At 61.5% G+C, this 18,212-nt stretch carries 17 protein-coding genes; 6 read left to right on the top strand and 11 right to left on the bottom strand.

Annotated elements, in window-relative coordinates; all coding sequences use genetic code 11:
- Nucleotides 1–2: 2 nt before the first annotated feature.
- Nucleotides 3–1,271: a histidine phosphatase family protein gene (locus tag CWM54_RS16060; RefSeq protein WP_100697763.1), complete on the top strand. Its 1,269-nt coding sequence runs from the start codon at nucleotides 3–5 to the stop codon at nucleotides 1,269–1,271.
- Nucleotides 1,272–1,320: 49 nt separating this feature from the next.
- Here the strand turns inward: CWM54_RS16060 and mtnA are convergent, their stop codons facing one another.
- Nucleotides 1,321–2,349 carry an S-methyl-5-thioribose-1-phosphate isomerase gene (gene mtnA, locus CWM54_RS16055; protein ID WP_100697761.1) on the bottom strand — a complete coding sequence of 343 codons (1,029 nt, stop codon included), beginning with the start codon at nucleotides 2,347–2,349 and terminating at the stop codon, nucleotides 1,321–1,323.
- A gap of 101 nt (nucleotides 2,350–2,450) precedes the next feature.
- Here mtnA and mtnK point away from each other — a divergent pair, with 101 nt between their 5' ends.
- Nucleotides 2,451–3,650, top strand: a complete 1,200-nt coding sequence (mtnK, locus tag CWM54_RS16050) for an S-methyl-5-thioribose kinase (RefSeq protein WP_049155958.1) — start codon at nucleotides 2,451–2,453, stop codon at nucleotides 3,648–3,650.
- A 297-nt stretch (nucleotides 3,651–3,947) separates the two neighbouring features.
- Here mtnK and CWM54_RS16045 read toward each other — a convergent pair whose 3' ends face one another.
- The 4 genes from CWM54_RS16045 to CWM54_RS16030 all read right to left on the bottom strand — a co-directional run bounded on the left by CWM54_RS16045 (nucleotide 3,948) and on the right by CWM54_RS16030 (nucleotide 8,874).
- Nucleotides 3,948–5,189, bottom strand: a complete 1,242-nt coding sequence (locus CWM54_RS16045) for an LVIVD repeat-containing protein (protein ID WP_012968719.1) — start codon at nucleotides 5,187–5,189, stop codon at nucleotides 3,948–3,950.
- A 102-nt stretch (nucleotides 5,190–5,291) separates the two neighbouring features.
- Nucleotides 5,292–6,356, bottom strand: coding sequence for a sugar ABC transporter substrate-binding protein (locus CWM54_RS16040; protein ID WP_008805596.1), 1,065 nt, complete (start codon nucleotides 6,354–6,356; stop codon nucleotides 5,292–5,294).
- A gap of 20 nt (nucleotides 6,357–6,376) precedes the next feature.
- Complete coding sequence (locus CWM54_RS16035) at nucleotides 6,377–7,375, bottom strand: ABC transporter permease (protein WP_012968720.1); 999 nt, start codon at nucleotides 7,373–7,375, stop codon at nucleotides 6,377–6,379.
- The gene (locus CWM54_RS16030; protein ID WP_100697760.1) at nucleotides 7,372–8,874 is read right to left on the bottom strand and encodes a sugar ABC transporter ATP-binding protein; all 1,503 of its coding nucleotides are present in this window, start codon (nucleotides 8,872–8,874) and stop codon (nucleotides 7,372–7,374) included. Before CWM54_RS16030 ends, CWM54_RS16035 begins: the two co-directional genes overlap by 4 nt.
- A 163-nt stretch (nucleotides 8,875–9,037) precedes the next feature.
- Here CWM54_RS16030 and CWM54_RS16025 point away from each other — a divergent pair, with 163 nt between their 5' ends.
- From CWM54_RS16025 to CWM54_RS16010, 4 genes are all read left to right on the top strand, one after another.
- Nucleotides 9,038–10,126 (top strand): oxidoreductase, encoded by a 1,089-nt coding sequence (locus CWM54_RS16025; RefSeq protein WP_100697758.1) that lies wholly within the window; start codon nucleotides 9,038–9,040, stop codon nucleotides 10,124–10,126.
- Nucleotides 10,127–10,183: 57 nt separating this feature from the next.
- Nucleotides 10,184–10,927, top strand: a complete 744-nt coding sequence (locus tag CWM54_RS16020; protein WP_100697756.1) for an SDR family NAD(P)-dependent oxidoreductase — start codon at nucleotides 10,184–10,186, stop codon at nucleotides 10,925–10,927.
- A gap of 183 nt (nucleotides 10,928–11,110) precedes the next feature.
- Nucleotides 11,111–11,413, top strand: coding sequence for a type II toxin-antitoxin system RelE family toxin (locus CWM54_RS16015; RefSeq protein WP_061155386.1), 303 nt, complete (start codon nucleotides 11,111–11,113; stop codon nucleotides 11,411–11,413).
- Entirely contained in the window at nucleotides 11,388–11,792 is a 405-nt protein-coding gene (locus CWM54_RS16010) for a helix-turn-helix domain-containing protein (RefSeq protein ID WP_002893905.1), read from the top strand. Before CWM54_RS16015 ends, CWM54_RS16010 begins: the two co-directional genes overlap by 26 nt.
- Here the strand turns inward: CWM54_RS16010 and CWM54_RS16005 are convergent.
- From CWM54_RS16005 to entE, 6 genes are all read right to left on the bottom strand, one after another.
- Nucleotides 11,789–11,986 carry a YbdD/YjiX family protein gene (locus CWM54_RS16005; protein ID WP_002893903.1) on the bottom strand — a complete coding sequence of 66 codons (198 nt, stop codon included), beginning with the start codon at nucleotides 11,984–11,986 and terminating at the stop codon, nucleotides 11,789–11,791. The genes CWM54_RS16010 and CWM54_RS16005 overlap by 4 nt on opposite strands.
- Before the next feature lie 92 nt (nucleotides 11,987–12,078).
- Nucleotides 12,079–14,184, bottom strand: a complete 2,106-nt coding sequence (gene cstA / locus CWM54_RS16000) for a pyruvate/proton symporter CstA (protein ID WP_100681434.1) — start codon at nucleotides 14,182–14,184, stop codon at nucleotides 12,079–12,081.
- A gap of 378 nt (nucleotides 14,185–14,562) precedes the next feature.
- Entirely contained in the window at nucleotides 14,563–14,976 is a 414-nt protein-coding gene (entH, locus tag CWM54_RS15995; RefSeq protein WP_025714607.1) for a proofreading thioesterase EntH, read from the bottom strand.
- Nucleotides 14,977–15,732, bottom strand: coding sequence for a 2,3-dihydro-2,3-dihydroxybenzoate dehydrogenase EntA (entA, locus tag CWM54_RS15990; protein WP_133123752.1), 756 nt, complete (start codon nucleotides 15,730–15,732; stop codon nucleotides 14,977–14,979). It abuts the gene before it with no gap.
- A complete protein-coding gene (gene entB, locus CWM54_RS15985) occupies nucleotides 15,732–16,583 on the bottom strand; it encodes an enterobactin biosynthesis bifunctional isochorismatase/aryl carrier protein EntB (RefSeq protein WP_100697754.1) in 852 nt (283 codons plus the stop codon). Before entB ends, entA begins: the two co-directional genes overlap by 1 nt.
- A 13-nt stretch (nucleotides 16,584–16,596) precedes the next feature.
- Nucleotides 16,597–18,204, bottom strand: coding sequence for a (2,3-dihydroxybenzoyl)adenylate synthase EntE (gene entE / locus CWM54_RS15980; protein ID WP_023322215.1), 1,608 nt, complete (start codon nucleotides 18,202–18,204; stop codon nucleotides 16,597–16,599).
- Nucleotides 18,205–18,212: the final 8 nt, after the last annotated feature.

Below are 18,212 nucleotides of genomic sequence, written 5' to 3'. Positions count from 1 at the left end.
ATATGATGCCTGCAAGACATCAGGGGCTGTTACGCCTGTTTATCGCCTGCGCGCTGCCGCTGCTGGCGCTGCAATCTGCCGCCGCCGCGGACTGGCAACTGGAGAAAGTGGTCGAGCTCAGCCGCCACGGTATTCGTCCGCCGACGGCCGGCAACCGGGAAGCCATCGAGGCCGCCACCGGACGACCGTGGACCGAGTGGACCACCCATGACGGCGAGCTCACCGGCCATGGCTATGCCGCCGTGGTTAACAAAGGACGTGAGGAAGGCCAGCACTATCGCCAGCTCGGCCTGCTGCAGGCGGGATGCCCGACGGCGGAGTCGATTTACGTGCGCGCCAGCCCGCTGCAGCGGACGCGGGCGACCGCCCAGGCGCTGGTGGATGGCGCCTTCCCCGGCTGCGGCGTTGCTATCCATTATGTCAGCGGGGACGCCGATCCCCTGTTCCAGACCGACAAATTCGCCGCCACGCAAACTGACCCCGCCCGTCAGCTGGCGGCGGTGAAAGAGAAGGCCGGGGATCTGGCGCAGCGCCGGCAGGCGCTGGCGCCGACTATCCAATTATTGAAACAGGCGGTTTGTCAGGCCGATAAACCCTGCCCGATCTTCGACACCCCCTGGCAGGTTGAGCAGAGCAAAAGCGGGAAAACCACCATTAGCGGACTGAGCGTGATGGCCAATATGGTGGAAACGCTGCGTCTCGGCTGGAGTGAAAACCTGCCTCTCAGCCAGCTGGCGTGGGGCAAGATCACCCAGGCCAGTCAGATCACCGCCCTGCTGCCGCTGTTAACGGAAAACTACGATCTGAGTAACGATGTGTTGTATACCGCGCAAAAACGCGGGTCGGTGCTGCTCAACGCCATGCTCGACGGCGTCAAACCGGAGGCGACCCCGAACGTACGCTGGCTGCTGCTGGTGGCCCATGACACCAATATCGCCATGGTGCGCACGCTGATGAACTTTAGCTGGCAGTTGCCGGGCTACAGCCGGGGAAATATCCCGCCGGGCAGTAGCCTGGTGCTGGAGCGCTGGCGCAACGCGAAGAGCGGGGAACGCTATCTGCGGGTCTATTTCCAGGCGCAAGGCCTCGACGACCTGCGTCGTCTGCAGACGCCGGACGCGCAGCACCCGATGCTGCGTCAGGAGTGGCGTCAGCCGGGCTGCCGTCAGACCGACGTCGGTACGCTGTGTCCCTTCCAGGCGGCTATTACCGCCCTCGGTCAGCGTATCGACCGGCCGTCCGCCCCCACGATAACGATGGTTCTGCCGTAGCGGCGCGGGCCCGGGAAAGCCGTTTTTTCCAGGCCCGGCACGGTGTCTGCTATCCGTTGTCCGGCGCAAACGCCCCGGCGGCGACCTGCGCCGGGGTGACCACCCCGCTGTCCAGCACCCAGCCGCTTATCAGCCGAGCAGGCGTGACGTCGAACGCCGGATTGTAAACGGCAGCCCCCGTCGGCGCCCACTGTACCGCGCCGAAGCTGCCCGCCACCCCGGTCACTTCCGCCGCGGCGCGCTGCTCAATGGGGATCGCCGCGCCGTTCGGGCAATAGCGGTCGAGGGTGGTCTGCGGGGCAGCGACGTAAAACGGGATCTGGTGATAATGGGCCAAAACCGCCAGAGAGTAGGTGCCGATTTTATTCGCCACATCGCCGTTGGCGGCGATACGGTCGGCGCCGACCCACACCGCGTCCACCTGCCCCTGCGCCATCAGGCTGGCGGCCATTGAATCGGTGATCAGCTGATACGGCACGCCCAGCTCGCCCAACTCCCAGGCGGTTAAACGTCCGCCCTGCAGCAGCGGCCGGGTTTCATCAACCCACACGTTGGCCACCTTTCCCTGCTTGTGCGCCAGCGCAATAACGCCCAGGGCGGTCCCCACCCCGGCGGTCGCCAGGCCACCGGTGTTGCAATGGGTCAGCAGTCGACTGCCGGACTTCACCAGCGCACTGCCCGCCTCAGCGATGCGGTCGCACAGCTGTTTATCTTCTTCGACCAGACGCAAAGCTTCCGCTTCCAGCGCCTGCGGGTAATCTTCCCGGGCCAGCGCCTGCTTCATGCGATCCAGATTATTCATCAGGTTGACCGCCGTCGGCCGCGCCGCGCGCAGCGTCTCCAGCGCCTGCTGGAGTTCATCCCGGTTCAGTCCGCGCTGGGCCAGCAGGGCCAGCAGCAGGCTGGCGGACAGGCCAATCAGCGGCGCGCCCCGCACCCGCAGGGCGTGAATATGGTCCACCAGCAGCGCAACGTTATCCGCCGCCAGCCAGCGTTTTTCCTGCGGCAAGGCCTGCTGGTCGAGAATAAAAAGCTGATTTTCACTCACCCGCAGGCTGGTGGTCTGTAATGTCTGCATGTCGTTAAATCCCTGTTGCGTTGTTGTATCACATTGTGTCAGGATGGAATTCAGAAGTATAGACGTCTGAACGGCTTAATCAGAATTCGAGGATCGAGGCAATGTCGCAATACCATACCTTCACCGCCCACGATGCCGTGGCTTACGCGCAGCAGTTCGCCGGCATCGACAACCCATCGGAGCTGGTCAGCGCGCAGGAAGTGGGCGATGGCAACCTCAATCTGGTGTTTAAAGTGTTCGATCGCCAGGGCGTCAGCCGGGCGATCGTCAAACAGGCCCTGCCCTACGTGCGCTGTGTCGGCGAATCCTGGCCGCTGACCCTCGACCGTGCCCGTCTGGAAGCGCAGACCCTGGTCGCCCACTATCAGCACAGCCCGCAGCACACGGTAAAAATCCACCATTTTGATCCTGAGCTGGCGGTGATGGTGATGGAAGATCTTTCCGACCACCGCATCTGGCGCGGGGAGCTTATCGCTAACGTCTACTACCCGCAGGCGGCCCGCCAGCTTGGCGACTATCTGGCGCAGGTGCTGTTTCACACCAGCGATTTCTATCTCCATCCCCACGAGAAAAAAGCGCAGGTGGCGCAGTTTAGTAACCCGGCGATGTGCGAGATCACCGAGGATCTGTTCTTTAACGACCCGTATCAGATCCACGAGCGTAATAACTACCCGGCGGAGCTGGAGGCCGATGTCGCCGCCCTGCGCGACGACGCCCAGCTTAAGCTGGCGGTGGCGGCGCTGAAGCACCGTTTCTTTGCCCATGCGGAAGCATTGCTGCACGGCGATATCCACAGCGGGTCGATCTTCGTTGCCGAAGGCAGCCTGAAGGCCATCGACGCCGAGTTCGGCTATTTCGGCCCCATTGGCTTCGATATCGGCACCGCCATCGGCAACTTGCTGCTTAACTACTGCGGCCTGCCGGGCCAGCTCGGCATTCGCGACGCCGCCGCCGCACGCGAGCAGCGACTGAACGATATCCACCAGCTGTGGACCACCTTCGCCGAACGCTTCCAGGCGCTGGCGGCGGAGAAAACCCGCGACGCGGCCCTGGCTTACCCCGGCTACGCTTCCGCCTTTCTGAAGAAAGTCTGGGCCGACGCGGTTGGCTTCTGCGGCAGCGAACTGATCCGCCGCAGCGTCGGGCTGTCGCACGTCGCGGATATCGACACTATCCGGGACGACGCCATGCGCCATGAATGCCTGCGCCACGCCATTACCCTCGGCAAAGCGCTGATTGTGCTGGCCGAGCGTATCGACAGCGTCGACGAGCTGCTGGCGCGGGTACGCCAGTACAGCTGAGTGCGCCTGTTTTCCCTCACCCCGGCCCTCTCCCATAGGGAGAGGGAGCACACCCTAAAAAAGGCCATTGTCATTGCCTTTTTGCGTTTACCTTGCCCTCACCCCAACCCTCTCCCACAGGGAGAGGGAGCAAACCCTAAAAAAGTGCAATCATCAGGGATTGCCCGGCGGCGCTGCGCTTGCGCGGGCCTACAGATAACCGCATGACGGTTTGATCTTGCAGTCTTTTGTAGGCCGGGTAAGGCGAAAGCCGCCACCCGGCAGACATGCGAGCACCATTTTGCGTTTACCTTGTCCTCATCCCAGATACTCAATCACCGACAGCCCGCCGTTGTAATCGGTGCTGTAGATAATGCCCTGCGCATCGACAAACACATCGCAGGACTGGATCACCTGCGGGCGGCCGGGACGGGTATCCATCATCGTCTTTGGCGCCGCCGGCACCAGCGCCCCGGTCTCCAGCGGACGATACGGGTTAGATATATCGTAAGCCCGCACGCCGGCATTCTGATAAGTGGCAAAAATCAGCGTTGAGCTGACAAAGCTGCCGGGACGATTCTCATGCAGGTTGTGCGGACCGAAATGCGCCCCTTTCGCCACATAGTCGATTTCATCCGGCGGCGGGAACGTGGCGATGCTCACCGGGTTTGACGGCTCGCGGATATCAAACAGCCAGATCAGCTTCTCACCGTCCTCCTGATTGTCGAGCACCGCTTCATCCAGCACCACCAGCAGGTCACGATCCGGTAGCGGCAGCGCGGTATGCGTCCCGCCGCCGAACGGCGGGCTCCAGTTGCGATGGCTAATCAGCGTCGGCTGGGTACGGTCTTTGACATCCAGCAGCGTCAGGCCGCCGTCGCGCCAGCTGCCGTAGGCGGTATCCCCGGCAATAATGGCGTGATGCAGCGCATAGCGTTTGCCCTGCGGCCAGTCCGGTGTTTCACCGCCCGCCTGGTGCATCCCCGGCAGCCACCAGCGCCCGGCCACTTCGGGCTTACGCGGATCGGCCAGATCGATGGTCAGGAAGATGTAGTCAGTAAAACCGTCGATCAACGCGGACACATACGCCCAGCGGCCGCCGACGTACCAGATGCGGTGAATACCGATGCCGTTAAGCGACAGGAAACTGATTTCCCGCGGCTGCGCGGGAGTGGAAATATCAAAGATGCGCAGCCCGGCGCTCCAGCCCTTGTCCTGCACATCGCTGACCGTGTCGCCCACCGAGCGGGTGTAGTAGACCTTCTCATCAGCAAAACGGGCGTCGGCAAACAGATCCCGGGCGTTGATCACCAGCAGCAGATCGTCATGCGCCTGCAGATGCACGTTCCAGGTGCCCGGCGGCGCGGCAATATAGTTGACGGTGGTAGGCCGGGTCGGATCGCGAACATCGACCACGGAAAAGCCCTGCGACACCATATGGCCGATATAGGCGAATCCGCGGTGCACCATCAGCTGCACGCCGTCCGGACGACCGCCCTGATCGCTATGGCCAATCAGCCGCATATTGCGGCTGTATTCGGGGGAAGGTAATGCTGACATAGGGGATCCCTCTCGCCCGGTGGCATGGTTTTCCCCCTCTCCCTGCGGAAGAGGGCCGGGGTGAGGGCACCAGGCCGCCGCCCACCGCCACCCGGCTTGATTTTATTTGTTTTTCGCTTCCAGCGTCGCGAACCACGGCGCGATAAAGTCTTCGGTCTGGCCCCAGCCAGGGATAATTTTCCCCAGCGACGCCACGTTCACCGCCCCCGGCTGGGCCGCCAGCAGCGCCTGCGGGATCGCCGCCGCCTTGAAGTCGTAGGTGGCTGGCGTCGGCTCGCCGGCGATCTTATTGGCGATCAGCCGCACGTTGGTCGCGCCGATAAGCTTCGGATCCACCGCCACGCTCACCTTCCATGGGCTGCCGGCTTCGCGCATCAGCTGCAGATCCTGGTTGGAAATATCAATGCTGTAGAGTTTGATCTCGGTGCGGCCATTCTCTTTCAGCGCTTTATAGGCCCCCTGGCTAAAGGCATCCCAGGTGCCCCAGATCGCGTCGATTTTCCCTTTCGGATACTTGGCGAGGATCGCCCCCACCTTGTTGGCAGTGTCGCCCTGCACATCGGATGACACGGCGCCGATCGACTCCAGCTCTTTAATCCCCGGATTTTGCTTCAGCAGCGTCTGGTAAGCCGCCTGACGGCGCTCCATCGGCGGGAAGCCCGCCACCCACAACTTGACGATGTTGGCCTTGCCGTTGAAGTCTTTCACCAGCTGGCCAAAAGAGAGCTCGGTCAGCGACGCGTCATCCTGCTGACTGACCGTCACCCCGGGGATCTCACCGCTCACCGCGGTATCGAACACCGCCACTTTGATCCCGGCATCCACCGCCTTCTTCACCAGGGCGGTGGAATACGGGTCACGCCCCTGGGAGAGAATAATGCCATCGTATTTCTGGCTGATGGCCTGGTTGACGAAGTCCTGGAATTTGGCGTCATCGCCGTTGCTCAGGAAGGTGCTGATTTTGAAACCGAGCTTTTTGCCTTCCTGCAGCGCCCCGGAGACAAACTGGGTGGTGTTATCGTCAGACCCCAGGTTGCGGATCACCGCAATACGGATCGGGCCGCTGTGCTCGGCAATCGCCGCCGGCACCGGCGTCGGGGCAGTGGCCAGCGCCGCCGTCGACTGCAGCAGACCCAGCGTCATCAGAGAGAGTGCGATCTTTTTCATGCTGTTTACCCTGTAAAATGTTAAGTACGGCGCTGAAAATAGGTCAGTGCCAGCGCGCCAGCCAGGACCAACCCTTTAATAATGTCCATCGCGTAATACGGCACCGAGAGCATCACCAGCCCGTTGGAGAGCACACCGAGGATCACCGCCCCCACCAGCGTCCCCAGGGCGTTCGGTTTACCGGAGCCCGCCAGCGAAAAGCCGATCCAGGCCGCCGCCACCGCGTCCATCAGATAGCCGCCGCCGGCGTTGACCTGCGAGGATCCGATACGCGAGGCCAGCAGAATGCCGCCCAGCCCGGCCAGCAGCGAGGCAATCACGTATGCTGCGACTTTGTAACGAGTGATCCGCAGGCCGGAGAGCCGCGCGGCCTCCGGGTTGCCGCCGATGGCGTACATCCGCCGTCCGTGGGTGGTGAACGACAGCGCCAGCTGGGCGACCAGCGTCACCACCAGCATGATGATGACGATGGTCGGCACCTGCCCCAGCGCGCCAAAGCCCGCCGGGATAGTGCCTTCCGCCATCTCGCCGCTCGGCAGCACCATGTTTTCAGTAATCGAACCGCCGTAGCTGTAGGTCATCGCCACGCCCTGAATCACAAACAGGCTGGCCAGGGTGGCGAGCATGTCAGGAATGCGCAGCACCACGATCAGAAAGGCGTTAAACAGCCCCACCAGGGTGCAGAGCGCGAGGGTGATCAGAATCGCTTCGGTGGTCCCCAGGCCATGCCAGACAAACAGGGAAATCACCAGCGCGTTAGCCAGCGATGCCGTCGATCCCACTGACAGATCAAAGCCGCCAATGGTGAGAGAAATCGACACCCCGATGGCAATCACCGTGACAATCGCGATCGAGCGCAGAATGTTGATGATGTTGAACGGATCAAGGAAGTTGTCCGAGGCGAGGCCAAAGACCGCCACCAGCAGCACCACGGTCAGCAACATGCCCCACTTATAGAGAAAATCAAAAAATCGCTGACGGCCCGATACCGTCGCGTTTACTGCCAGGGCCTTGCTCACGCTGCCGCTCCTCCGGTTGAATAATAAAGCAACGTCTCTTCCCGGGCTTCCGCGCCGGGGATCTCCGCCACAATCCGTCCGTCCCATAGCACGCAGATGCGGTCGCATAAACCGACCAGCTCGGCGAATTCACCCGAGGCATAAATCACCCCTTTGCCTTCCCGCGCCAGACCATCGATCAGCATGAACAGATCGGTTTTCGCTTTCACATCGACCCCTTTGGTCGGTTCGTCAAAAATCAAAACATTGGCATGACTGCGCAGCCATTTGCCAATGGCCACCTTCTGCTGGTTGCCGCCGGAAAGACGGCGCAGCATCTGCCCCGGGCCAGTGGCGCGCACGCCGAGGCGGGCAATCACCTCCTCCGCCCAGCGCCAGGCCTGCCGATGGCCAAACAGGCTCCAGCGCGAAAAGCTGTTATCGGCGCTGACCGCCAGGTTCATCGCGATCGGCTCTTCGATGAAAATGCCCTCTTTGCGCCGCTCCTCCGGGACCAGCGCCAGGCCGCGCCCCACCGAGTCGGCTGGATCGCGCGGTCGCCACGGCTGGCCGTTCAGCTCGCCACGCTGCACCCGGCTTTTGCTGGCGCCGAACAACGCTTTGCACAGCTCGGTTTTGCCCGCGCCGGCCAGCCCGGCGATACCCAGAATTTCCCCCTTCCGCAGGCGCAGCGAAATATCCTGCAGCAGCGCCTCATCATGCAAACCGTCAATCTGCAGCAACACCTCTTCGCCGTGCGGCGGGCGCGGCGGCGGGAAGATATCGCTCAGCTCGTGGCCCAGCATCTTTTCGACAATCTGTTCGCCGCTCAGCGGCGCCATTGGGCCGCTCTCAATCAGCCGCCCGTCGCGCAGCACCGTCAGGGTGTCGCAGATCGCCTTCAGTTCATGGATACGATGCGAAATAAACACCACCCCGATCCCCTGCTGCTGCAGACGGCGTACTACCGCAAACAGGCGCTCACTTTCATGCTGATCCAGCGGCGCGGTGGGCTCATCGAGGATCAAAAAGCGGCAATGGTGCGACAGAGCACGGGCCAGCAGGATTTGCTGTTTTTCGGCGAGCGTGCAGCTGTCAATGGAGCGCCTGACGTCCAGCGCCACGTCCAGCTGCGCCAGCGCCTCGCGCGCCAGCTGCCGAACCCGCGACCAGCGAAACGCCATGCCCGGCTCCGCCAGCCTGTCCAGCATGATGTTTTCCGCAATGCTCAGGCCCGGCACCAGCGCCACATCCACCTCCTGCTGCACCAGGTGGATCCCCAGCTGTTTAGCATCCAGCGGCGAACGAATGGTGACCGGCTGGTTGTTGATCGTCACCTCGCCTTCATAATGAGCGTGGGTGCCGCACAGCACCGCCATCAGCGTCGACTTACCCGCGCCGTTGGCCCCGGTCAGGGCATGCACCGACCCGCCATGAAGGGTAAAGTCCACCTTGTTCAGTGCCTGAAAGCCGGAGAAGGCCAGGCTAATGTTATGCATCTCAAGGCGGTTCGCGCTCATCACTGTTCCCGTGCGGTAATTAATCTTCTGATTTAACGAATTTTTCATAGCCGCCGCTGGCTGACAACTGCGTAAAAAGCATAAGATACAACGAAATAATATTAGCCATCTGGATGTCCAGACATAACATCAGTTTAGCCCAACACCTATAAGGACAGCTTCCATGAGCAACAGCGATATCCGCGTCGTACCCGGCCCGGCCAACTATTTCTCCCACCCTGGCAGCCTTGAGCGGCTGAGCGATTTTTTCAGCGCCGACCAGCTCTCGCGGGCGGTGTGGGTCTATGGCGAGCGCGCCCTGGCCGGTGCCGAACCTTTTCTGCCGGCGGCCTTCCACCTGCCGGAGGCAAAAAAGATCCGCTTTACCGGCCACTGCAGCGAACGCGACGTGGCGGAGCTGGTGCAGGCCTCCGGTGACGATCGGGCGGTAGTGATTGGCGTCGGCGGCGGCGCGCTGCTCGACAGCGCGAAAGTGCTGGCCCGCCGCCTGGGGGTACCGCTGGTGGCCATCCCGACTATCGCCGCTACCTGCGCGGCGTGGACGCCGCTGTCGGTGTGGTATAGCGACGCCGGACAGGCCCTGAATTTTGAGATCTTCGATGACGCCAACTTCCTGGTGCTGGTCGAGCCGCGCATCATTCTCAACGCCCCGGCGGAGTACCTGCTGGCGGGCATTGGCGACACCTTAGCCAAATGGTATGAGGCCGTGGTGCTGGCGCCGCAGCCGGAGGCGCTGCCGCTCACCGTGCGGCTGGGGATTAACGGCGCGCTGGCGATCCGCGACGTGCTGCTGGCCAGCAGCGAAACGGCGCTGGCGGACCAGAGCCGCGGCGATCTGACTCAGGCGTTTCGCGATGTGGTAGAGGCGATTATCGCCGGCGGCGGGATGGTTGGCGGGCTGGGGGAACGTTACACCCGGGTCGCCGCCGCCCATGCGGTGCACAACGGACTGACGGTGCTGCCGCAGACGGATAAATTCCTCCACGGTACCAAAGTCGCCTACGGTATTCTGGTACAGAGCGCCCTGCTTGCTCAGGACGATGTGCTGGCGCAGTTAGTGCAGGCGTATCAGCGCTTTAACCTGCCGACCACCCTGGCGGCACTGGAGGTCGATATCAATAACCGCACAGAACTGGACCGGGTCATTGCCCATACCCTGCGCCCGGGCGAGTCGATTCATTATTTACCAGTGACGTTAACCCCTGAGGTTCTGCGCGCGGCGTTTGAGAAGGTGGAATACTTCAGCCGTTAATCACCCCGACCGTCTATACCTAATGATGATTCTCACCACTCTCGCAACGAGGTCATCATGCAGATCGATTTAACAGGTAAGAAGGCGCTGGTTACCGGCGCCAGCCGTGGGTTGGGTCGCGCAATCGCGCTGTCGCTGGCACGCGCCGGTGCCGATGTGGTTATTACGTATGAAAAATCGGCCGATAAAGCCCAGGCAGTCGCCGATGAAATAAAGGCCCTGGGTCGGCACGGCGAGGCGGTGCAGGCCGACAGCGCCAGCGCGCAGGCTATTCAGGATGCCGTCACCCATGCGGCCCGGTCCCTCGGCGGGCTGGACATTTTGGTCAACAACGCCGGGATCGCCCGCGGCGGCCCACTGGAATCCATGACGCTGGCGGACATTGACGCGCTTATCAACGTCAATATTCGTGGGGTGGTCATCGCCACCCAGGAAGCGCTGGTGCATATGTCCGATGGCGGACGGATCATCAACATCGGCAGCTGTCTGGCTAACCGCGTGGCCATGCCGGGCATCGCGGTTTACGCCATGACCAAGTCCGCCCTCAACGCCCTGACCCGTGGCCTGGCGCGTGATTTAGGCCCTCGCGGGATCACCGTTAACCTTGTCCATCCAGGGCCGACCAACAGCGATATGAACCCGGAACACGGGGAACAGGCGGAAGCCCAGCGCCAGATGATTGCGGTCGGTCACTACGGCCAACCGGAAGACATCGCCGCGGCGGTTACCTTCCTCGCCAGCCCGGCCGCCGGGCAGATCTCCGGTACGGGGCTGGACGTGGATGGCGGTTTGAACGCCTGATCGCACATTTTCTGCAAGCCTCTGTCGCCCGGCAGAGGCCTTCCCGCGCCGCCTCGACGGGTTGCGTTTTGCCTCTTACCTGCGTTTTTTCTCCGCTCTACAGTACCCCATAAGAAATTCGGAATTTATCTAATAGTCTTATTATTTCCTTATGTTTTGTGTGGGCGTACAGTGGAGGTACAGATGAAGATTGTCTGGTCAAAAACGGCAGATAAGCAATTTTCTAAAATCGATAATCGGTATAAGAGCCGCATTAAATCCAGGCTGGAGAAGATGGATGATAAAGCTTCACCTATATCGGATATCAAAAAATTGTCCTCTCCCGAAAACCACTACCGGCTGCGATTAGGTGATTACAGAGTCATCTACACCTTTGGGGATCCGCCGGGCGATACCTGCTACGTCGTGGCGGTTAAACGCCGAACCACCACCACCTACCTTCATGAGGAACATACCGAATATGACTATTCAGTACATCAAGGATGAAGAAGGAAAAGACCAGTATGTCGTCATTCCTTACAGTGATTACTTTCGTATGCGCCTGGCGCTGCTGGAGTACGACGACGAGGATGAAAACGATTGGGAAGATATTCCTTATGAATCAGACATCTATGATAACGTCATGCTGCCTGGCGAAGTATGCGACGTGATGCATAAAGAAAACGTCAGCCTGCAGGCCGCGTGGCGCATCCTGCGCGGGCTATCCCAGCAGGAGGTCGCGGCTAAACTCGGCATCAGCCAGTCCGCCGTATCACAGCTGGAAGCGCTGGACTCCCGTCCGCAGAAGCGCACCCGCGAGAAGCTGGCGGCGATTTACGGCTGTACCCAGGAGCAAATCAGCCTCTATCTCCCCAAAGAGGGCTAACAGCACTTCGCCCCGCCCTTGCCGCCGTAGCGCGCGTCCTGGCGCTCGCGAAAGAACTCTTCATAGGTCATCGGCGTCTGATCCGGGTGGGTTATTCGCATGTGCTCGACGTAGTTATCGTAATCCGGCACGCCGATCATCATCTTCGCCGCCTGGCCTAAATATTTTCCCGCTTTGGAGAGGGTGTCGAACATAAGTCATTTCTCTTTTGTTTCCCTCTCCCAAAGGGAGAAGGAGGATCAGAAATGTAGGCCGGGTAAGGCGAAGCCGCCACCCGGCACACCGGTTAATGCGCCCCTTTCGCCTGGGTCTCAATCGCGCCCAGGTTTTCAGGCATTGGCTCATACGGCGTCTCTTTCGCCGTCGGTTTGTCCTCTTTCAGCGCCGCCAGCGCGGTTTTAATCGAGAACAGCGCCAGCACCACCACCACAATCATAAAGAAGATGGTCAGCCCGGCATCGAGACGGTTGTTAAACACCAGCTGCGCCAGCTGTGATTCGGTATATTGCGGCGGAATAGTGCCGCTGTCGATCATCGCCTGGAATTTATTAGCGATCGCCAGGAAACCGACTTTAGTGTCCGGGCTGAACGACTTCTGCCAGCCAGCGGTCAGGGTACAGATCAGCAGCCAGCTGGTCGGCAGCAGCGCCACCCACGCGTAGCGCTGGCGCTTCATCTTGAACAGGACCACCGCGCAGAGCATCAGCGCCATCCCCGCCAGCATCTGGTTGGCGATACCGAACAGCGGCCACAGGGTGTTAATCCCGCCCAGCGGATCCACTACCCCCTGATGCAGGAAGTAGCCCCACGCCAGCACGCACAGCGCAGTCGCCAGCAGGTTGGCCGGTAGCGAGCTGGTTTTTTTCAGCCCCGGGCTGACCACCCCCAGCAGATCCTGCAGCATAAAGCGCGCCGCACGGGTGCCAGCATCAACCGCCGTCAGGATAAACAACGCCTCAAACAGAATGGCGAAGTGGTACCAGAAAGAGACATCCATCAGCCCGCCCAGCGAGCCGTGCAGGATGTAGGCCATCCCCACCGCCAGCGTTGGCGCGCCGCCGGCGCGGGAGATAATCGACTGTTCACCCACCTCGCTGGCGATCTGATGCAGCGTATCCGGGGTAATGCTAAAGCCCCAGCCGCTCACCACCTGCGCTGCCGAGGCGACGACATCGGTGGTTCCCGCCGGCGCCAGCACCGCCATCGGGCTGTTCATCGCAAAGTAGACGCCCGGATCGATAATACAGGCCGCCACCAGCGCCATAATCGCGACGAAGGATTCCATCAACATGCCGCCGTAGCCGATAAAGCAGGCCTGGCCTTCGTTGGCCAACATTTTCGGCGTGGTGCCGGAGGAGATCAGCGCGTGGAAGCCGGAGACCGCGCCGCAGGCGATGGTGATAAACAGGAACGGGAACAGGTTGCCGCTCCACACCGGGCCGGTACCGTCGACGAACTTGGTCAGCGCCGGCATGGTCAGGGTCGGGCGCATAATCAGAATGCCAATCGCCAGCCCAACAATGGTGCCGATTTTCAGGAAGGTGGAGAGGTAGTCGCGCGGGGCCAGCAGCAGCCAGACCGGCAGTACCGCGGCAATAAAGCCGTAGCCCACCAGGATCCAGGTCAGCTGTACGCCGGTGTAATCAAACCACGGCGCCCAGGTCGGGCTTTCCGCCACCCAACCGCCGGAGATGATGGCGAACACCAGCATCACCAGGCCGATCACCGACACCTCGCCGATGCGCCCCGGGCGCAGGTAGCGAATATAGATACCCATAAAGATCGCCAGCGGGATGGTAAAGGCGACGGTGTATGTCCCCCACGGACTGTGGGTCAACGCTTTCACCACGATCATCGCCAGGACCGCGAGGATGATGACCATGATCATAAAGCAGGCCACCAGCGCCAGGACGCCAGCGGTTGGCCCCATCTCCTCTTTAACCAGTTCGCCAAGCGAGCGGCCATCGCGACGGGTCGAAACAAACAGCACCATAAAGTCCTGTACGGCGCCGGCCAGCACCACGCCGGCGAGGATCCAGATCATCCCCGGCAGGTAGCCCATCTGCGCGGCAAGCACCGGGCCCACCAGCGGTCCTGCCCCGGCAATCGCCGCAAAATGGTGACCGAACAGCACTTTCTTGTCGGTTGGAACGTAGTCGAGGCCATCGTTATGCCGCACCGCCGGCGTCATCCGCGTCGGGTCAACGCCGAGCACGGTTTTGGCGATATACAGACCATAGAAACGATACGCGATCAGATAGACGCAGACCGCGGCGACGACAATCCACAGCGCGTTGATCTGCTCACCCCGGTTTAAGGCGATATAGCCGAGGGCAAAGGCGCCGATCACGGAGAGCAATGTCCAGATGAGGTATTTCCCTGAATTATTCATTGTTGTGGTCCACCGGTAGGGTAATCAGGATGTTACATTTTGTTTCTAGATCACAACGCAGAATTTAACAACATCGAAACAGCGCAGATGCCGTACGCCCACAGAGATTTGTCTCACATTGCTAGCGAGATCACTTAAGGCAGGAAAATGAATGAAAGGATTACCGTGAACGGTGCCGTTTTTTTGCCGGGTGGCGGCTAACGCCTTACCCGGCCTACAGATCCGTAGCCCGGCTCAGCGTAGCGCAAGCCGGGGAAATAGCGGCTTCCTGGCCCAGGGAAATTCCCGGATGGCGGCGCGCTGCGCCTTATCCGGGCTACTCATTGCGCCGATACGTAGCCCGGCTCAGCGCAGCGCAAGCCGGGAAACAGCGGCTCCTTAGCCCAGCACCGCGGTGCCCAGGCGACAGGTGCAGCAACGTCGCCCCTTCTCGTCATACACCACTATCTCCCAGCTCTGGCTCTGGCGGCCAAGATGCAGCGGTCGGCATTCACCGCGCACTTTCCCGCTGGAGACTGCCCGGTGATGGCTGGCGTTAAGCTCGGTGCCCACCACGCACTGCCCTTCTTCGGTCATCAGCCAGCCGGCCATCGAGCCCAGCGTCTCCGCCAGCGCCGCGGAGGCGCCGCCGTGCAGCAGGCCAAACGGCTGATGGGTGCGCGCATCCACCGGCATCTCCGCCTCCAGCAGCCCCGCTTCCAGCCGGGTGTAGACTATACCCAGATGCGCCACCATGGTGTTTTCGCTGCTGGCGTTCAGCGCCGCCAGCGTGAGCTCTCGCTTCCAGGCCATTTACGCCCCCAGCGTCGAGCCGCCATCAACCACAATATCCTGCAGGGTAATATGGCTGGCGTGAGAAGAGGCGAGGAACAAAATGGTATTGGCGATCTCCTGCGGACGGGCGATTTTACCCAGCGGGATCCCGAGCTTAAACTGCTCGCCGAAGCCGCGGATCCGCTGCTGCTCGGCATCGTCGCTAACCCACAGGGTGCGCTGCATATCGGTGTCGGTAGAGCCCGGCGACACGAGGTTGCAGCGCACGCCGCTGCCTGCCAGCTCAAGACCAACGGTCAGCGCCAGGCTTTTCAGCGCCGCTTTCGAGGCGCCATAGGCGCTCATGCCGATACGCGGCGTATGCGCGGCATCGGAGGCGACGGTAACGATCGCCCCGCCCCGCTGACGGCGGAACTGGGCCATCGTCTGCTGAAACAGATTAAACGCGCCGCCAACGTTGACCGCGAAGGTCTGCTGCCAGTCTTCCGCGCTCAGCTGGTCGGTGGCGCCCATGCGCAGGATCCCGGCGGCGTTCACCAGCACGTCCAGTCGTTCGATGTTGTTGAGCAGCCGCGCACACACGTCGCGTACCTGGTCGGCATCGGCGACGTCCAGCGTTTCGGTGGCAAACGGGTAGCTTTCGCCGTCAAAGACGAGGTCGAAACCGGTGACATGAGCCCCGGCCTCGACGAAAGCCAGCGCGGTGGCATAGCCAATCCCTTTACCTGCGCCGGTCACCCACACGGTCTGGCCGCGAAAATCCAGCGCCGCCATTATTGCACCTCACGGGAGAGCAGCGCCCACCAGGCGTCGATGGTCGGGTTTTTCGCCAGCATCACGAAGTCGATATCGCCGTGCACTTTGCGCCAGCGGGCGGCCAGGGCCATCATCCGCACCGAATCCAGACCGTAGTCGATCAGGTTTTCATCATCCAGCGGCTCATCGGATTCGTCGAGCAGCGGCAGGATCAGCGCGCGCAGCGCCGCTTTGGAGGCCGGCAGCGGCAGCAGCTCTTCGGTCATCACCACGCGGCCGGAGCGGCCGGCGACGTATTTCAGCGCCATCAGGTGCTCTTCACGGCTGAAGTCCGCCAGGGCGTCGGCGACAAAGAACGGTTTGATATCGCGCATGAAAGCATCGGTGGCGGTGGTCATGCAGCCGATATGAGCATAAACGCCGGTGATGATCAGCTGGTCGCGGCCGGCCTCTTTCAACATCTCCTCCAGCGGCGAGCGATGAAATGCGCTGTAACGCCATTTCACCAGCACGGTATCGTCTTCATCCGGCGCCAGTGCGGCAATCACCTGCTGCTGCTCCGGCGAGCGGGTCAGGCCCGGCCCCCACATATCATTCAGCAACGCCCGATCTTCATCGCTCTGCTCTTTCGGCTGGGCGGTGTAGTACACCGGAATGCCGTTCTGTTTGCAGAAGTCGCGCAGGGCGGCAATATTCGCCACCATTTTCTCCATCATCGCGCTGTTTTCGCCCCAGAAGTTGAGGAAATACTCCTGCATATCGTGGATCAGCAGCGCGGCGCGCGACGGCTCAAAGGCCCAGTTGACTTTGTTCGCCGGGATATCGCTGGCTTCCGGCAGCGCATATGCCTGTAATTTAGGGATTGCCATTCTCTGTTCTCCTTCAGCCCAGCTTGCCTTCGGCCAGCCACTGACGTAATTGTTTTTTATCGACTTTGCCCACCGGCGTCAGCGGCAGCGCGGCAACGCACTCCACGCGATCCGGCAGTTTAAATTCCGCCACCCCCTGCTCGCGCAGGAAGCGGCGCACCGCGACGGCGCGCAGCGGCGAGGTCACCACCAGATAAGCACAGCTTTTCTCGCCCAGCAGGTTGTCTTCGATGCTGACCAGCGCGGCATGGATCACCGCCTCATGGCGCAGCAGCAGGTTTTCGATCTCTTCGGCGGCGATCTTCTCGCCGCCGCGGTTGATCTGATCTTTTTCCCGGCCCTGGACGGTGATATAGCCGTCTTCGTCGATCGAAATCAGATCGCCGGAACAGTAAAACCCGTCGGCGTCAAAGGCTTCTGCGTTATGCTGCGGGCTGTTGTAGTAGCCGCGGAAGGTATACGGCCCGCGGGTCATCAGACGGCCCACTTCGCCGCGCGGCAGCGGGTTGCCATCGGCATCCGCTACCCACACTTCATCGTCCGGGCACATCGGGCAGCCCTGGGTATGGATGATCCGCTCAGGACTGTCGTTAAGGCGGGTGTAATTCACCAGCCCCTCCGCCATGCCGAACACCTGCTGCAGCTGGCAGCCGATTTCCGCCGGAATGCGCGCGGCGAGGGTCGCCGACAGGCGCGCGCCGCCGACCTGCAGCAGCTCCAGCGATTGCAGTTGCGCATTGCTGCCCCATTCATGGATCGCCTGCAGCCACAGGCTGACCGCCGGCGGCACCAGCGAGGCAACGTTGATCTGATGTTGTTCAATCAGCGGGAAACAGAGGGTGGCGCTCGGGTCGGCGGCGAGGATCACCCGCCCGCCGGCGAGGAAGACGCCGAGCGAACCCGGGGAACTCATCGCATAGTTATGCGCCGCCGGCAGCGCGTTGAGGTAGCGCGTCTCCGCGTTGATCCCGCAGATCTCGTTGCTGCGGCGGATGCTGTAGTCGTAATCGTTATGGGTGCGCGGGATCAGCTTCGGCGTCCCGGTGCTGCCGCCGGAGAGCTGGAAAAAGGCCACTTCGTCGGCAGGGGTTGGATTGGCGACAAAGTTATCCGCCGGGCGATTAATCTCCGTCGCCAGATCGCGCTCGCCGCCGTCGTTACGCAACAGTGCGACGCGCAGGGAAGGATGCTCAGCGATAAACGCATGGAGGAAGCTATCGTCAGCAAACAGCGCGTGCTCGCGATCGGCAATCAGCAGCGCCGGTTTAATCTGCGCGGCGTAGGCGTTAAGCTCGCTGCGCTGATGGCTGAACAGCGCGTTCACTGGCGCGACGCCGATGCGCAGCAGCGCAAAGAAGGTGATGTAAAACTCGGCGACGTTGCCCAACTGCACCAGCGCGGTTTCCCCGCGCTTCAGTCCCTGGCGCTGCAGCGAGCAGGCAAGGTTGTCCACCAGCTGATTAAACTGGCGGTAGCTAATCTGCCGTTCGCCATCGATAATCGCCACGGCGTCGTTTTCCGCGTGACGGGTGATCAGATTGGTTAACGGCAGATCCTGCCAGTAGCCTTTTTGACGATAGCGGGCCGCGAACGCATCCGGCCAACGGGTAAATGCAATCATCCTTGCCT

Source organism: Klebsiella sp. D-Nf1, assembly GCF_002810515.1.
Classification (GTDB): Bacteria; Pseudomonadota; Gammaproteobacteria; order Enterobacterales; family Enterobacteriaceae; genus Klebsiella; species Klebsiella variicola.
The sequence above is the reverse complement of the archived record's forward strand: the minus strand, read 5'-3'. Positions and strand labels throughout refer to the sequence as shown.

Excerpts from the sequence above, each read along its gene's own strand:
- CWM54_RS16060 (WP_100697763.1), top strand. The coding sequence starts at position 3 with ATGATGCCTGCAAGACATCAGGGGCTGTTACGCCTGTTTATCGCCTGC.
- mtnA (WP_100697761.1), bottom strand. The coding sequence starts at position 2,349 with ATGCAGACATTACAGACCACCAGCCTGCGGGTGAGTGAAAATCAGCTT.
- mtnK (WP_049155958.1), top strand. The coding sequence starts at position 2,451 with ATGTCGCAATACCATACCTTCACCGCCCACGATGCCGTGGCTTACGCG.
- CWM54_RS16045 (WP_012968719.1), bottom strand. The coding sequence starts at position 5,189 with ATGTCAGCATTACCTTCCCCCGAATACAGCCGCAATATGCGGCTGATT.
- CWM54_RS16040 (WP_008805596.1), bottom strand. The coding sequence starts at position 6,356 with ATGAAAAAGATCGCACTCTCTCTGATGACGCTGGGTCTGCTGCAGTCG.
- CWM54_RS16030 (WP_100697760.1), bottom strand. The coding sequence starts at position 8,874 with ATGAGCGCGAACCGCCTTGAGATGCATAACATTAGCCTGGCCTTCTCC.
- CWM54_RS16025 (WP_100697758.1), top strand. The coding sequence starts at position 9,038 with ATGAGCAACAGCGATATCCGCGTCGTACCCGGCCCGGCCAACTATTTC.
- CWM54_RS16020 (WP_100697756.1), top strand. The coding sequence starts at position 10,184 with ATGCAGATCGATTTAACAGGTAAGAAGGCGCTGGTTACCGGCGCCAGC.
- CWM54_RS16015 (WP_061155386.1), top strand. The coding sequence starts at position 11,111 with ATGAAGATTGTCTGGTCAAAAACGGCAGATAAGCAATTTTCTAAAATC.
- CWM54_RS16010 (WP_002893905.1), top strand. The coding sequence starts at position 11,388 with ATGACTATTCAGTACATCAAGGATGAAGAAGGAAAAGACCAGTATGTC.
- CWM54_RS16005 (WP_002893903.1), bottom strand. The coding sequence starts at position 11,986 with ATGTTCGACACCCTCTCCAAAGCGGGAAAATATTTAGGCCAGGCGGCG.
- cstA (WP_100681434.1), bottom strand. The coding sequence starts at position 14,184 with ATGAATAATTCAGGGAAATACCTCATCTGGACATTGCTCTCCGTGATC.
- entH (WP_025714607.1), bottom strand. The coding sequence starts at position 14,976 with ATGGCCTGGAAGCGAGAGCTCACGCTGGCGGCGCTGAACGCCAGCAGC.
- entA (WP_133123752.1), bottom strand. The coding sequence starts at position 15,732 with ATGGCGGCGCTGGATTTTCGCGGCCAGACCGTGTGGGTGACCGGCGCA.
- entB (WP_100697754.1), bottom strand. The coding sequence starts at position 16,583 with ATGGCAATCCCTAAATTACAGGCATATGCGCTGCCGGAAGCCAGCGAT.
- entE (WP_023322215.1), bottom strand. The coding sequence starts at position 18,204 with ATGATTGCATTTACCCGTTGGCCGGATGCGTTCGCGGCCCGCTATCGT.